This is a genomic window from Pseudomonas sp. EA_35y_Pfl2_R5 (assembly GCF_963970805.1).
Taxonomy (GTDB): domain Bacteria; phylum Pseudomonadota; class Gammaproteobacteria; order Pseudomonadales; family Pseudomonadaceae; genus Aquipseudomonas.
The window spans coordinates 56,111-70,867 of sequence record NZ_CAXAOW010000015.1; the positions used below are offsets into that span (position 1 = coordinate 56,111).

At 61.7% G+C, this 14,757-nt stretch carries 14 protein-coding genes; 4 read left to right on the forward strand and 10 right to left on the reverse strand.

What is annotated here, in order from left to right:
* Positions 1 to 46: 46 nt before the first annotated feature.
* The 7 genes from AACX99_RS19145 to AACX99_RS19175 form a co-directional block, all read right to left on the reverse strand.
* On the reverse strand, positions 47 to 988 hold the full coding sequence (locus AACX99_RS19145; protein WP_339414022.1) for a DUF808 domain-containing protein: 942 nt from the start codon (positions 986 to 988) through the stop codon (positions 47 to 49).
* 886 nt (positions 989 to 1,874) lie between these two features.
* Entirely contained in the window at positions 1,875 to 2,786 is a 912-nt protein-coding gene (locus AACX99_RS19150) for a glycerophosphodiester phosphodiesterase (RefSeq protein ID WP_339414023.1), read from the reverse strand.
* 171 nt (positions 2,787 to 2,957) lie between these two features.
* Positions 2,958 to 3,530, reverse strand: coding sequence for a HupE/UreJ family protein (locus AACX99_RS19155; RefSeq protein ID WP_339414024.1), 573 nt, complete (start codon positions 3,528 to 3,530; stop codon positions 2,958 to 2,960).
* A 174-nt stretch (positions 3,531 to 3,704) separates the two neighbouring features.
* Complete coding sequence (gene ureG / locus AACX99_RS19160) at positions 3,705 to 4,319, reverse strand: urease accessory protein UreG (protein WP_305594440.1); 615 nt, start codon at positions 4,317 to 4,319, stop codon at positions 3,705 to 3,707.
* Between the two features lie 150 nt (positions 4,320 to 4,469).
* Positions 4,470 to 5,144 carry an urease accessory protein UreF gene (locus tag AACX99_RS19165; RefSeq protein WP_339414025.1) on the reverse strand — a complete coding sequence of 225 codons (675 nt, stop codon included), beginning with the start codon at positions 5,142 to 5,144 and terminating at the stop codon, positions 4,470 to 4,472.
* Entirely contained in the window at positions 5,141 to 5,641 is a 501-nt protein-coding gene (gene ureE / locus AACX99_RS19170) for an urease accessory protein UreE (protein ID WP_339414026.1), read from the reverse strand. The genes AACX99_RS19165 and ureE overlap by 4 nt, the downstream gene beginning before the upstream one ends.
* Positions 5,642 to 5,810: 169 nt before the next feature.
* On the reverse strand, positions 5,811 to 6,473 hold the full coding sequence (locus AACX99_RS19175) for a TetR family transcriptional regulator (protein ID WP_339414027.1): 663 nt from the start codon (positions 6,471 to 6,473) through the stop codon (positions 5,811 to 5,813).
* A gap of 141 nt (positions 6,474 to 6,614) precedes the next feature.
* On the opposite strand from AACX99_RS19175, the gene AACX99_RS19180 reads away from it, so the two are divergent.
* Positions 6,615 to 7,730, forward strand: a complete 1,116-nt coding sequence (locus AACX99_RS19180; protein ID WP_339414028.1) for a ferredoxin reductase — start codon at positions 6,615 to 6,617, stop codon at positions 7,728 to 7,730.
* 17 nt (positions 7,731 to 7,747) lie between these two features.
* Complete coding sequence (locus AACX99_RS19185) at positions 7,748 to 8,836, forward strand: fatty acid desaturase family protein (protein WP_339414029.1); 1,089 nt, start codon at positions 7,748 to 7,750, stop codon at positions 8,834 to 8,836.
* Positions 8,837 to 8,942: 106 nt separating this feature from the next.
* Here the strand turns inward: AACX99_RS19185 and AACX99_RS19190 are convergent, their stop codons facing one another.
* Entirely contained in the window at positions 8,943 to 9,677 is a 735-nt protein-coding gene (locus AACX99_RS19190) for a class I SAM-dependent methyltransferase (RefSeq protein WP_339414030.1), read from the reverse strand.
* A gap of 121 nt (positions 9,678 to 9,798) precedes the next feature.
* Here AACX99_RS19190 and AACX99_RS19195 point away from each other — a divergent pair, with 121 nt between their 5' ends.
* On the forward strand, positions 9,799 to 10,689 hold the full coding sequence (locus tag AACX99_RS19195) for an esterase/lipase family protein (protein WP_339414031.1): 891 nt from the start codon (positions 9,799 to 9,801) through the stop codon (positions 10,687 to 10,689).
* Here AACX99_RS19195 and AACX99_RS19200 read toward each other — a convergent pair.
* The gene (locus tag AACX99_RS19200; protein WP_339414032.1) at positions 10,686 to 11,012 is read right to left on the reverse strand and encodes a Rieske (2Fe-2S) protein; all 327 of its coding nucleotides are present in this window, start codon (positions 11,010 to 11,012) and stop codon (positions 10,686 to 10,688) included. The genes AACX99_RS19195 and AACX99_RS19200 overlap by 4 nt on opposite strands.
* A gap of 82 nt (positions 11,013 to 11,094) precedes the next feature.
* Positions 11,095 to 13,377, reverse strand: a complete 2,283-nt coding sequence (locus tag AACX99_RS19205; protein WP_339414033.1) for a TonB-dependent hemoglobin/transferrin/lactoferrin family receptor — start codon at positions 13,375 to 13,377, stop codon at positions 11,095 to 11,097.
* 257 nt (positions 13,378 to 13,634) lie between these two features.
* Between AACX99_RS19205 and AACX99_RS19210 the strand changes: the two genes are divergently transcribed.
* Positions 13,635 to 14,705, forward strand: coding sequence for a hemin-degrading factor (locus AACX99_RS19210; protein ID WP_339414034.1), 1,071 nt, complete (start codon positions 13,635 to 13,637; stop codon positions 14,703 to 14,705).
* Positions 14,706 to 14,757: the final 52 nt, after the last annotated feature.

The window sequence follows — 14,757 nt, forward strand, 5'->3', positions numbered from 1 at the left end:
AATCTATCGCGCCCCTAGACAGGGGCGCGGGCAGGCCGCTGTCGGCCTAGCGCTTGATGGTTTTCCGCAGGCGCGTGGCTAGATTGACCAGCAGCAGGGCGATGGCGCCGGCGATTATCCCAGCGATGGCGTTGAGTAAGGTTGGCAGCAGGGCCGCGAGTAGGCCGTTGCTAGTTGCCAGTTCGACGGCGAGGTGTTCGATGCCGTGGTGCAACGCAGGCACACCGTGGGTGAGGATGCCACCACCGACCATAAACATCGCCGCGGTGCCGAGAATCGACAGGCCCTTCATCATGTACGGTGCGGTAAATAGAATGCCCCGACCGAAGCTGCGTTGCAGGCGGCCGCCCAAGCCTTCGCCGCCGCGCTGGTTAAGGTACAGACCGGCATCGTCCAGTTTGACGATACCCGCCACCAGCCCATACACGCCGATGGTCATCACGATGGCAATGCCCGACAGCACGGCCACTTGTTTGCCGAAACTGGCCAGGGCCACGGTGCCGAGGGTGATGGCGATGATTTCCGCCGAGAGAATAAAGTCGGTGCGGATCGCGCCTTTGATCTTGTCCTTCTCAAAGGCCAGCATATCTACCTCAGGGTCGGCCACGGCGTGCAGCAGTTCTGCGTGCTGCGCCTGATCGTCGGCTTTGCTGTGGAGAAATTTGTGCGCCAGCTTCTCGAAGCCTTCGTAGCAGAGGAAGGCGCCGCCGAACATCAGCAGCGGGATAATCGCCCAAGGTGCGAAGGCGCTGATCAGTAGGGCGGCCGGCACCAGAATCAGCTTGTTCTTGAACGAGCCTTTGGCCACCGCCCAGACCACCGGCAGCTCACGTTCGGCGCGCACGCCACTGACCTGCTGGGCATTCAGCGCCAGGTCATCGCCGAGTACGCCGGCGGTTTTCTTGGCGGCGACTTTGGTCATTACCGCCACATCGTCAAGAACGGCGGCAATATCATCGAGCAGGGTTAACAGGCTAGCGCCGGCCATGGGTCGGATTCCTTTCTACGGTTTCTGGGGCGAATCGCCTGGCAGAACTGCAGGCAGATCTGCAGGCAGATCTGTAGGCAGATCTGTAGGCAATAGTGCGCAGATTTATACGTGAGTCAGCACGCATCAGCCATAGGCGACAAACCCAGTTTTGCCGCAGTACACGAAAAATCGCCGGTACAGTTCAGTCGCTGGTATTTCCGCACGAACCACAGGCGCCACTGGCATAGGCGGCGAGCAGGCTGCGTAATAGGTCATTGAGCGGCATGGACGTATCTCCTTGGTGGGTGGAGTGACGTTACGCTTGTACCCTGCTGTTGGGCTGTTGATTGTCTTGATGAGGGTCATAGCCGAAAGCCGCTTTAGTGTTATGTACAGCCATTGCGGCAGAACTTGTTCAGTTGTGCACAAAGACTGTGGAGCGAGCTGTGGATAAGGTGGGCGTAGGCGCTTGTAGGCCTAGTCGTATAGCCGCTTGCGATGTTTGTACGCTTTTTGATCAGCCCGTTATTTATCGTAAAAACAACAGGTTAGCCTGGTTATTCAGGTCGTTATGGGGTAGCGCTAAAGTTGTCCACGACTACTGTGGGTAGAGCTGTTGATAACTCTGGTATGCCTGGCTGTGAGGCTGATAAGGCCTGGTTTTGCGCGTTTTGATCGATTTTTGAGCAGCTTGCCGAAGTCTCGAAATACGTCATTTCCGCTCTGCCGAGTCAAGCATTAATCACGTTATTTCAAGGGTTTGCCGCAGGGCTGCGGCGCGCGGTGGATAACTTATCCCAGGTTGCTGTGGAGTGATCTGTGGATAAGCTGCGCACGCTTGTGTTCAGGCCATAGCGGGCGTGGCCTGAACGCGATAGGTTGTTTTTTGTACAGAGTGGGGTGCTCAGTCTTCCAAGGCGCTGATTTGTGTCGAGCGCCCCAGCACCTGCAGGGCGCGGTCTGGGTAGTCAGTGATGAGCGCGTGGGCACCGAGGTCGAGCAGGCGGCGCATGTCCGGTTGTTCATTGATGGTCCACAGCTGCACGTTCAGCCCGCGCTGCGCGGCGGTTTTGAGCAGGCTTGGGCTGGCAACGGGCAGGCCGCCGTGGGCTTCGGGAATCTGCAGCGCCTGGTAAGAGGGTGACAGCAGGCTACCCAGGCCGACCCAGTTGAGCGCCACTAGCAGGCGTACCGAGCCTGGCCCGGCGGAGGTGGCCACACCGGGGCACTGTTCGCGGAACAGTTGCAGGCTGCGGTCATAGAAGCTGCCGACGATCACCCGGTCGCGTTGCTGGTACGCCTCAAGGGCATCACACAGCAGCGCTTCCATGCCGACATCCGGCACCTTGATTTCAATCACCTTGGGGATGCTGGGGAAACGTTCGAGCACCTCGGTAAAGGTCGGGATACGCACGCCCTGGTCACGGTAGGGGTAGCTCTGGCCGCCATCGGCGCTCCAGCGGTAACCGGCGTCCAGCGCTTGCAATTGCGCCAGGCTGAGCGCGGCAACCGGGCCTTCGCCATCGGTGGTGCGCTCCAGGGTGCTGTCGTGGATCACCACCAGCTCGCCGTCACTGGACAGGTGCAGGTCCATCTCCAGCATGTCCACGCCCAGGGCGCTGGCGCGCTGGAAGGCAAACAGGCTGTTCTCCGGCCACAGGCCTTTGCCGCCACGATGGGCGATAACCAGCGGTTGTTCGGCAAAGTTGCTGAGCACCGCCGCCGGTTGGGCCGGTTTGCTGGTCAGGGCCAGTACGCCGAGGGCGATGGCAAGCAACAGCAGTGGAACAGAGAGAAAGCGGGCGACGCGCAGCATGGTCACGGTCCAGGGCAGTCAATGGGGGAGGGGGTTTAATACGCCTCGACTATGACAAAGCCGTGGCGGCTGAGCGAGAGGCGAAATGCGCCAGCCTAGCGACCTTTGCGGTCAGGGGAGGCTGGCGTGGCGGATATGGATGGACGTTGGTCGTCCACCCGCGCAAGCAACTCAGCCTGCCAGCAGCCAGGCGCCGGTTACTGCCGAGGCGGCGCCGAGTACGCGCACCACTGGCGCGGCAGCTTGCGGCAGCAGACGTACCAGGGCGTAGCCGCTGGCGTGCAGAGCGGCGGTGGCGACCACGAAACCTGCGGCATAGCCCCATGGGCTGGCCGGTTCCGGCAGCTCCAGGCCGTGGGCGACGCCGTGAGTCAGGGCGAACAGTGCGGTCAGGGCGATGGCGATAACCATTGGCAGGCGGATGGCCACGGCCACCAGCAGACCGAAAGCCAGTACCGAGGCGGCGATGCCGGTTTCCATCAGCGGAATCTGCAGGCCGTTAAAGCCGAGTAGGCCGCCGACCAGCATGCTGCCGACAAAGGTCAGCGGCAGCGCCCAGCGTGCCGCGCCGGTTTGCTGCGCGGCCCACAGGCCGACGGCGAGCATCGCCAGCAGGTGATCGAGACCGAATACCGGGTGGGCCAGGCCGGCCATCAGCCCAGAGTGGTCGTGGCCGGCGTGGGCGAAGGCCACAGCGGGGCTGAGAAACAGGGCAATGGCGAACAGGGTTTTGCGCAGGTTCATGGGGTGTCTCCTTGACTGAGTATGGGTGTATCTAGAACCTGTTTACGATCTCGCGAGCTAGAGCCAGTCAAGGCAAAAACAGCCGAGGAAGCGGAGTTTACGAGCTGTAAATGAGCATTCCGAGGTTGTTTTTAACGCCGAATGGCCGACGCGCAGCAGATCGTAAGCAGGTTCTCAGGCTGCGGTGAGCATTCCGTGTTGTTCGATAAAGGCGATGATCTGCTCCAGCCCCTGGCCGATCTTCTGGTTGCTAAACACGAATGGCTTGTCGCCACGCATCTTCAGGGTGTCGCGCTCCATCACCTCCAGTGAGGCGCCGACCAGCGGGGCCAGGTCGACCTTGTTGATCACCAACAGATCGGACTTGCAGATGCCAGGGCCGCCTTTGCGCGGCAGCTTGTCGCCGGCCGATACGTCGATCACATAGATGGTCAGATCTGACAGCTCCGGGCTGAAGGTGGCCGAGAGGTTGTCGCCGCCGGACTCGACGATGATCAGATCCAGCCCCGGAAAGCGCCGGTTGAGTTGGTCGACCGCTTCCAGGTTGATTGAGGCGTCTTCACGGATCGCCGTGTGCGGGCAGCCGCCGGTTTCTACGCCGATGATCCGCTCCGGCGCCAGCGCTTCATTGCGCACCAGAAACTGCGCGTCTTCCTGGGTGTAGATGTCGTTGGTCACCACCGCCAGGTTGTAGCGCTCGCGCAGGGCCAGGCACAGGGCCAGGGTCAGGGCGGTCTTGCCGGAACCGACCGGGCCACCGATGCCGATACGCAGGGGTTGGCTGTTCATAGCGTTGTCTCACTCCCATCTTCACTTGAGTGTCGGCCGAGGCTATTGCCACGGGCGACTGAGTTCGTTCACGTAGGAGCGGGGGCGACGCCTAGTTCCATGCCCGCGAAAGCTGATCGCGGGCATGGCCCGCTCCTACAGGTTTATCTGTTACGACCTGAATAAACGGCTGTACTGGCGCTCGTGCGCCATGCTCGTCAGGGCCAGGCCGAAGGCGGCGCTGCCCCAGTGTTGTGGTTGCAGTTCGCTGGCCTGGCGCTGCACCTGATCCAGCAGTGGCAGCAGTTGCGAGGTCAGGCGCTGGGCGGCTTGCTGGCCCAGCGGCAGGGTTTTCATCAGCACCGCCAGCTGGTTTTCCAGCCAGCCCCAGAGCCAGGCGGCGAGGGCATCCTCTGGCTCGATCTGCCAGGCCCGCGCCGCCAGCGCCCAGCCGACGGCCAGGCCGGGTTCGTCCAACTCGCTAAACAGCTGCTGCGCCGGCTGATCCAGCTCCGGCAAACCGCTCAGCAGTTGCTGCAGGGAGTAACCCATCTGCCGGCTTTCCAGGCGCAACTCGCGGGTTTCGCGGCTGGCGCGTTGTTGTTCGGAGAGGTTACGCAGCTGTGCCCAATCCTCGCTCGCGGCGACCTGGCAATGGGCGAGCAGCAACGGCGCTTCAAAGCGGGCGAGATTGAGCAGCAGCTGATCGGCGATCCAGCGCTCGGCACTTTCTGCGTTATCGACCAGGCCCTGTTCCACCGCCATTTCCAGACCCTGGGAATAGCTATAACCGCCAATCGGCAGCTGCGGGCTGGCGAGCCTCAATAGCTGCCAGGCTTTATTCACTTGCGCGCACCAAACTGATGCAGGCGCGGCGCATAACTGAATTCGGCATCGCCGGCATGCGAGTGGTGATGGCCGCCGCCATAGGCGCCTTGCTCGGGTTGGTAGGGCGCTTCGATCAGCTCCACTGTCGCGCCGAGCTGTTCGAGCATGGCCTTGAGCACGTAGTCATCCGGCAGGCGCAGCCAGCCATCGCCGAGTTGCAGGGCGACATGGCGGTTGCCCAGGTGATAGGCGGCGCGCATCAGTTCGAAAGGGTTGGCGCAGGTGACGTGCAGAAGCGGCTCGGGGCGGGCGACGACGCGGACAATGCGGCCGTCTTCGGCTTGCAGGCATTCGCCGTCGTGCAGGGCCGGTTGGCCTCGCTCAAGGAACAGGCCGACATCCTCGCCCGTGCGGCTGAAGCAACGCAGGCGACTTTTGCTGCGGGCCTCGAAGCTCAGTTCGAGTTCGGCGTCCCAGTGTGGCTGGGCGGCAATACGGCGGTGGATCACCAACATGGGGCAGTTTCCGGCAGTTCAATGCCGGTTATAGAGCAAGTGCCTTGCCAAGCTGCCTTTGCACCACGCAGAGCGCGGCGCCAGGGGGTGTGTGGCTGAAATTAGAGCGTGATGAGCTGTGCTTTGGTGCGTGCGTTGAGTTCGCGCGCGCTTTTGGTGCGTTGCTGATTTAGTTGTTGTGCTGGCCCAGACCCTGCCAGTGCTTGGCACCGATAAAGATAAAACGCAGCTGCTCGATCATCTTCACCTCGGGGGAGGCGTGCATTGGCAGGGTTGCTACAGGTGGGTCGATCAGCTCGGGCAGGGTGGCGAATACGGTTTTTACCACCAGGTCGGCGATCACATTCTGCGCCGGGGCGTCGAAGTGTTGCAGTTTCGGCATGGCCGCAAGATCCGCCACCAGGTCGGCGGTGATGCGTTCGCGCAGCGCGCCCACGGCCTGGCGTACCAGCAGTGAGCCGCCGTACTGCTCGCGGGCGAGAAACAGAAACTGCGAGCGATTGGCTGCTACGGCGTCGAGGAAGATGCGCACCGAAGCGTCGATCACGCCGCCCACTTCGAACTCGTGATGGCGTACCTGGCGGATGGTTTCGCGGAAGGTTTCGTCGACTTCGGCGATCAGCGCCAGGCCCAGGGCGTCCATATCCTCGAAGTGCCGGTAGAAGCCAGTCGGCACGATGCCGGCGCAGCGCGCCACTTCGCGCAGGCTCAGGCTGCCAAAGCCACGGCCGCTGTCCATCAGGCTGCGCGCTGCGTCCATCAGGGCGTGGCGGGTTTGCAGTTTTTGTTCGGCGCGCGGTTGTAGTGGTTTCAAGCGGGCATGGCTCTGCATGGCGAAATCAGCGCAGCACTCTAACAAACGCTCATTGTTTACGTCGAACCGTGCATGCGTTCCTGGCTTTGAGTGTACATCTGTTGACTGAATTGGTGTGCTCTGCCAATCTGGTGAGCAATTGTTCACTGGAGTCTCGCCATGGCCCTTCTTCCTTTTGCCTGGGTACGCGGGCTTGCCAGCCTGCTGTATCCATTGCGCGTGCTGGTCGCCCACGGCTGGCTGCGGGAAAGTGATGTCGATGCCGGGTTGAAGTTGCTGCACCCGGCGCTGCGGCTGAATCGGGTGTTCGCCCGGGTCACCCAGCGCCAGTGGGTTGCCGATGACATGCTTGAACTGACCCTGCAGGCCAACGGCAACTGGCGCGGCGCGCAGCCGGGGCAGCATCTGCAGCTGTATCTCGAACGTGATGGCGTACGCCTGAGCCGCAGTTACAGCCTGACGGCGGTGCAGCCGAATGGCCGTGTGCAGATCGCGGTCAAGCATCAGGCGGGTGGCCTCGTTTCGCCCTATCTGCTGGAGCATCTGGCGGTGGGCGATGTGCTGGAGCTGGGGCCGGTGTATGGCGAGCTGAGCTGGCCAGGGGCGCAGCAGGCTGTGCTGCTGCTCGCCGCTGGCAGTGGTATCACGCCGCTGTTGGGCATGTTGCGCGCTGCGCTGGCTCAGGGTTTTAGTGCGCCGATCACGCTGCTGCATTACGTGCGTAAGCAGGGCCAGCGCGGTTTTGTCGCCGAGTTACAGGCTTTGCAGGCGCAGCACAGCAATCTGCAGGTGCGCTGGTCGCTGACCGCCGCTGGTGTTGAGCCGGAAGGGTTGGCTGGACGCTTCACCGGCGAGCATCTGGCCGAGGTGATGGAGCTGGATCAGCGCCGTGTACTGGCCTGCGGTCCGGCGGGGTTTGTCGCCCAGGTGCAGCAGTGGTGGCAGGCCGCCAGCTTGCCCGGTGCGCTGCAGGTCGAGGCCTTCACTGCGCATGTGCTGCGCGCCGACGTCAGCCTGCGCCAGGTGCGCCTGGGGTTTGTCCGCAGCCATCAGCAGGCGACTGCCAATAATCAGCACAGCTTGCTGGAACAGGCCGAGGCTCATGGTCTGCAGCCGGTGCATGGCTGTCGCCAGGGTATCTGCGCCAGCTGCACCTGCACCTTGCTTAGCGGCACGGTGCGCGACTTGCGCAGCGGCGTGCTGTTTAGCGAGCCGGGTCAGCCGATCCGCTTGTGTGTCAGCGCGCCGCACACTGATGTTGAGATTGATCTTTAACTTGCGAGGGAATCCCCATGCGTCGTGATTGCGAACTCTCTGCTGATGAAATGAACGCCTTCGGCAACGAGCTGGACGCTCTGCGCCAACGTACGCTGGCCGATCTGGGCGAGGTGGATGCGCGCTATATCCGCCGTATTCGCGCGGCGGTGCGCTGCTGTTGCTGGAGTGGGCGCGGTCTGCTGATGCTCGGCTGGTTTCCGCCGACCTGGCTGCTCGGCACGCTGCTACTGGGCCTGGGCAAGATTCTGGAGAATATGGAGCTGGGCCATAACGTAATGCACGGCCAGTACGACTGGATGAACGATCCCGAGTTCGCCGGGCGCAGCTACGAGTGGGATATCGCCGGGCCGAGTGATTTTTGGCGGCACACCCACAACCACGTGCACCACACCTGGACCAATGTGCTGGGCATGGACGATGACGTCGGCTATGGCGTGGTGCGGCTATTCCCTGAGCAGCGCTGGAAGCCGTTCTACCGTTGGCAGCCGCTGTGGGTGACGATTCAGGCGGTGCTGTTCCAGTATTCGATCGCGGTGCAGCACCTGCGTCTGGACAAGGTCTACAAGGGGCGAATGAGCAAGGACGAGGTGCGCCCGCTGATCAAGCAGTTCAACGCCAAGATCCTGCGGCAGTGGGGCAAGGATTACCTGTTCTTCCCGCTGCTGGCGCTGCCGCTTGGGGCCAATGCCGTGGCGGTGCTGGCCGGTAATGCCGTGGCCAACCTGATCCGCAATCTGTGGACCTTTACGGTGATCTTCTGCGGTCACTTTACCGAGCAGGCGGCGGTGTTCAGCAAGGAGTCGGTGGTCGGCGAGAGCCGCGGTCACTGGTACCTGCGTCAGCTGCGCGGTTCCAGCAACCTCAACGGCGGACCGCTGTTCCATATCCTCACCGGCAACCTTAGCCACCAGATCGAGCACCACCTGTTCCCCGATCTGCCGGCGCGGCGTTATGCGGCGTTGGCCGTGGAAGTACGCGGGATCGCCGAGCGTTACGGCCAGGTCTATAACAACGGCAGCTTGTGGAGCCAATTCGCCACGGTGCTTAAGCGGATCTGGATCTACCGCCGGCGTCCGGTCGAGGCTATGCCGGCCGGGGGTTAACGCTCAAGCCGGGCTACTAGGGCTACTAGGGTGGATCGGGGCGCGTAGCTGACGCTGTTTTCATGCACCTTTTTGCCGTTGGTGGATGGGTGAAGCGTCATCCACCCTACATGGGTTTGGTAAACACGCAAGTCAGATAGCGGTTGCTAAAGCCATAGCGCAGCATCGAATACAGCCGGCTAAACAGGTACAGCGGGCGCTTGCGGTAATACAGCAGCACCGCATTGCCGACCCCTTCGGAGCGGTGCTGCTTGTGTTGGTCGGCCTGTTTCGAGAACAGCCCTTTGAACTGCCACCACTGAATCTGTTCCAAGTGCTGGCTGGCATGCAGCCCTTGCTGGCGGAACAGTGCATAAAAGCTGCGTTTGCTGAAGTCGTGCAGGTGATGGGGGTTGCCGTCCAGGGTCGGGGTAATCGGCACCGAGGCTATAACCTTGCCGCCCTCGACCAATAAGCGCGCATAGTTGGCCAGCAGTTGTTGCGGGCGCGGCAGATGCTCGATGGTTTCCAGGCTGACGATGCAATCGAAGCCTTGGTCGCTGTTGAACTGTTCGGCATCGGCGCATTCGTAACGCAGGTTGGTCAGCTGGTAATGCTCGCGAGCGTAGGCGATGGCCGCAGGGTCAATGTCCACCCCAGTGATCTGCTTGTCTGGGTTGCGCTCGGCCAGCAGCGCCGTGCCATAACCACAGCCGCAGGCCATATCCAGCACGCGCTGGCCGCTGAGGTGCTTGGCGGCGAACTCATAGCGCTGCATGTGAATGTGCAGGCTGGCTTGGTCGTCTGGGTTCTGCGGGTTGAGATCCTTCGGGTAAATCCGTTCGATGGTATGCATGGTCATGGCAGCGCAAAGAGGAGCCAGGACTATATGTCAGGCAGCGCACTTTGCCCACGAGCTGCATTGGCATGCTTCGTGGTTCAGCACTTTCTTTCTCGGCGGTATGACACAAGGATGGTTTGCTATGACGACATCTTCTGCACCCCGTTATCCCCTGGTCCTGGTGCCTGGTTTACTCGGCTTTGTCAGTCTGCTCGGTTACCCCTACTGGTACGGCATCGTCACGGCGCTGCGCCGCATCGGTGCAAAAGTCTTCCCGGTGCTGGTGTCTTCGGTGCATTCCACCGAGGTGCGCGGCGAGCAACTGCTACTGCGCATCGCCGATGTGATGCAGCAGACCGGCGCCGAAAAGGTCCACTTGATCGGCCACAGCCAGGGAGCCCTGACGGCGCGCTATGCAGCTGCGCTAAAGCCCGAGTGGGTAGCGTCCGTTACCTCGGTGGCAGGGCCTAACCATGGCTCGGAACTGGCGGATTTTCTCAAGCGCAAAGCCCCGCACGGCAGCTGGCGCGAGCGTTTTTTGGCGCGGCTGTTGCGTGGTGTGGCGCGTTGCATGGCCTGGCTGGAGCGTGGTTACAAAGGCGAGCCCCTGCCGATGGATGTGGACGCTGCGCAGAAATCGCTGACCAGCGAAGGCGTGGCGGCCTTCAATGCCCAATATCCGCAGGGCTTGCCGGAAGTCTGGGGCGGTGAGGGTGCGGCCGAGGTCAATGGTGTGCGCTACTACTCCTGGTCCGGCACCATTCAGCCGGGGATCACCGATAAAGGCGGTAACCGCTTCGACGGGCCGAATGTCGCCTGCCGGATGTTTGCCAAAACCTTTCAGCGCGAGGTTGGGCAGTGCGATGGCATGGTCGGGCGCTACAGCTCACACTTGGGCACGGTGATCGGTGATCAGTACCCGATGGATCACTTCGACATCATCAATCAGACCTTCGGCCTGGTCGGCAAAGGTGCCGAGCCGGTAAAGCTGTTTGTCGAGCATGCGCAGCGCCTGCAGGCTGCAGGCCTTTAGAGTTCGTTTAGCTCGACCCAGATGGCCTGATCATCCTCGCGGATGGCAAGCTCTTGCAGCGATTGTCCGGCGCAGGGGCCGGCGATGCATTCGCCGGATTCGATCAGAAACAGTGCGCCGTGGGTGGCGCATTGGATCAGGCTGGCGCTGTGATCGAGAAACTGGTCGGGCAGCCATTCCAGTGGGATGCCACGGTGTGGGCAGCGATTGCGATAGGCATACAGCTGGCCGTCCTTGCGTACGGCAAACAGCTTCTTGCCAGCAACCTCAAAGCCCCGGCTTTGGCCCTCGGCCAGTTCATCCGACGCACATAAACGCAACATAGTGATCTCCACGACAGGCCGGCATTATGCCGCGCTGGCGAGGAAGTGAAAGAGGAGGGCGCATCCGTGCGCCAAGTGGAACTCAGTATTGCCAGGAGACAGAGAGGCGGACGTTACGTCCGACTTCGCTGTAGTAGTCGTCGGGTTGCACCAGATTGCCGGTCGGCACGTTTAGGGCGTTCCAGTACTTCTTGTCGAAGGCGTTGAATAGGCCAGCCTGCAACTTCACGCCTTGCAGTTCGGTGGGTTGCCAGTAACCGGTGAGGTCGACCACGCCGTAGCCGGGCGCCTCGAAGTCGCCGTCGCTCTCCACCTTGTCACGCGTGGCAGCGGCTCGCAGCATCAGGTCGGCGCCATAGTGGTCGCGCTCGTAGGTCAGGCCGAGCAGGCCGCTGAGCGGTGCCACCGAGCTGAGGTGCTGATTGGTTTCGCGATCTTGACCATCAGCCCAGGCCAGCGAACCCCAGACCTTCCAGTGCGGCACGAATTCCCAATGGGCGGCCAGTTCGGCACCGTAAATCTGCACCTTGGCACGGTTCTCGGTGCGGCTTACGCCCAGCGGGTAGTCCGCGAGGTCGAGACCAATGGCGGCCAGGGTGGCGGCATCGGTGATCGGCACATCGTCGTCGATAAAGTTCTTGTAGTGGTTGTCGAACAGGCTGATCGAACCGCCGAGCTTGTCGTTACCCAGTTGTGCGCCAATTTCATAACCGCTGCTTTCTTCGGGTTTTAGACCGGCGTTGCCCAGGCGCAAGTAGCTGCTCTCGGCGCCGTAGTTCATGTACAGCTGGGTGGCGTCTGGTGCCTTGAAGCCCTGCGCCCATTGGGCATACAGCATGGTTTCTTCGGCTATCTGCCAGGTTGCCAGCAAGTTGCCGGAGAGTTTGTGGTCGCTGCTGGTCTCCAGGGTTTGCTGATTGGCCGGGTTGATGTTGTTGGCGAAGTCGCTGGTGGATTGTGGGTTCTGCTCGTAGTGGTCGTAGCGCAGGCCGGGAGTCAGCTTGACCAGGCCGTCGGCGAAGCTGATCTCGTTAGTGGCATACAGCGCCCACTGGGTGCCTTCAGCCTTGGGCATGTCGGCCTGGTTGGTGTGCAGGAAGCTGCAGGCGCTGGGGCCCATCAGTTCGTTAAGCACCGCTGGGCAGTTGTCATAGCCCTCAGAAACCTGTTCGGTATTGACCTGATACAGCTCGCCGCCGAGGGTCAGGTCGTTGGGCAGGCCGGCAATCTCGAAGGTCTTGCCGATATCGCCGGATACGCCGTACAGCTCTTTCTCGATCTGGTTATCGCGGCCGAAGGCGCCGCTTGGGTATTTGTACGGGTTGCCGCTGGGGCCGAAGACGAAATCCGGAATCGCGGCGCGGGCGTCGGTGACGGTGCGGATACCGCTCTGGTCGTCATGGCGGCGCAGCTTTTGCCAGTAGGCGATGGCATTGGCGCTGTCGAAAAGGCTGTTGTCATCTTCGGCGCGGAAGGCGTAATCCACGGACAGGCGCTGGCGTTTGACGTGTTCATCGGTGCCGTTCTCGCCGATCAGGTAGTTGCTGCCTTGGCCGGTGCGGCTGTCGATGGCGTTTTCGCGCTCGAAGAGTTCGCCGGTGAGACCGAGCTTGTGGCCACCGTCGAAGCGTTGCTGCAGCTTGATCAGCAGGCTCTGCTGTTCAGTGTCGGCCGGGTTGGCCTCGGTGCGTGAGGTGCCGTAGCTGTTGTCGCGACCGCGGCTTTCCAATTCATGACCTTGGCGCTGACCAGCTTGGAGCAGCCAGGCGGTGTCTTGGTAGCGACCCGCTAGCGCGCCATTCAGGCCCCAGCTGTGGTCGGCGCTGTCGTAGTCGGTTTTGATCAAGGTGCCGAAGTCTTTGCCCACGCGCAGCAGATCCTCTGGATTGAGGGTGTACAGCTCAACTGCGCCCCCCAGCGCGCCAGAGCCAACCACGCTTGAGTTGGCGCCCCGCACGATGTCCACCGAGGACAAACCATTGAAATCGACTGAGTCCAAGCCGCCCTGGGCGCCGCCGGTTGGGCCCTGGCTGCGCGCGCCGTCAGTCATCCATGGCACGCGGATGCCGTCGATGGTGGTCAGCACGCGGTCGCGATCCAGGCCGCGAATGTTGATGCTTTCACTGCTGCGGCTGTAGTTCACCCCCGGCTCGGCACGTTTGCCAAGGTCGTCAAAGTTGCGGATCTGGCGCTTATCCAAGGTTTGCGCGTCAGTGCGGGTGGTGATGGGCAGAGGCTCTTCAGCCACGTTACCGATGATCTGCGTGTCGGGCAGGGTCGCCGGCTGTTCGGCCAACGCCAGCGACGGGGTGAGTAACAGCAGCGCAAGCCAGGGGCGGCGGGCAAAGGGAGGGCGTATGGGCATGGGACTACTCCAAGAACATGCGGACGGGTTCTGTGACCGTTCGGGTTGGCGACGGCGCAAACCATAATGAGATTGACAGTCATATGCAAATGATTATCAAATAGCTTTCGTCTTAAAGGTCAGCCAGCGCTGTCCCTTCTGCATGGCAAGGTTTTACCCATTCCTGTACGTGCTTTTGCACGGCAGTTGGGTGGTCGTGCGCGAATAACTAAATGGCCTGTTTGTCGCTCAGGCATGCCCGTGATGAAGGAGTTTTCATGATCAATACCCAAGCCCCCGGCCTACCGGCCAATGACCTCTACCTGGCGTGGCAAGTGCTGCGCAGCGAGCAGCCGCGCTTGCGTGCGCGGGATGCTGCTGAGCAATTGGCGGTCAGCGAGGCCGAGTTGGTCGCCAGCCGCATGGGCGTCGATACCCTGCGCCTTCGGCCCGTCTGGGCGGAATTGCTGCCTGCGTTGGGCGAGTTGGGGTATGTGATGGCGCTGACGCGTAACGAGCATTGCGTGCATGAGCGCAAAGGCTATTACCGCGAAGTAACCGTGATGGCGAATGGGCAGATGGGCCTGGTGGTGTCGGCGGATATCGACCTGCGCCTGTTCCTCGGCGGATGGGCTAGTGTGTTTGCGATTGAAGAGCAAACCAGTAAGGGCACTCAGCGCAGCATTCAGGTGTTTGATCGCCAGGGTACGGCCGTGCACAAGGTGTTTCTCACCGAGGACAGCCAGTTGTCCGCCTGGGAGCCTTTGCTTGAGCGTTTCGCCGAGGCGCAGCAAAGCGTTGCATTGGATCTGCAGCCCCAGCCATCCACTACACCGAGCCAGCCTGATGCGGTGATTGATGCCAATGCCTTGCGCGTCGGATGGTCAGCGTTGAAGGACACGCACCATTTCTTTGCCCTGTTGAAAAAGCACGGCACGACACGTACCCAGGCGCTGCGTCTGGCGGGTCGTGAGTGGGCCGAGCCGTTGGATATACGCGAACTGCCGAAGCTGATGGAGCAGGCTGGCGCTCGTGAAGTGCCGATCATGGTGTTTGTCGGCAATCGTCACTGCATCCAGATCCACTCCGGACCGGTGCAGAACCTGCGTTGGATGGACACTTGGTTCAATGTGCTGGACCCTGAGTTCAACCTGCATCTCAAGACCACTGGCGTGATCGAACTGTGGCGTGTGCGCAAGCCCAGCAGCGATGGTGTGATCACCAGCTGGGAAGCCTTTGATGCCGATGGCGAGCTGGTGGTGCAGCTGTTTGGTGCGCGCAAGCCGGGCATTCCAGAGCGTGAAGACTGGCGTGCTCTGGCTGAAGAAGCCGTGGCTCTGTCGGCCTGATTCGGTTTGTCGCCTGTAGTTGCAGCGCCGTGCCACTGGCTTTACCACGGTC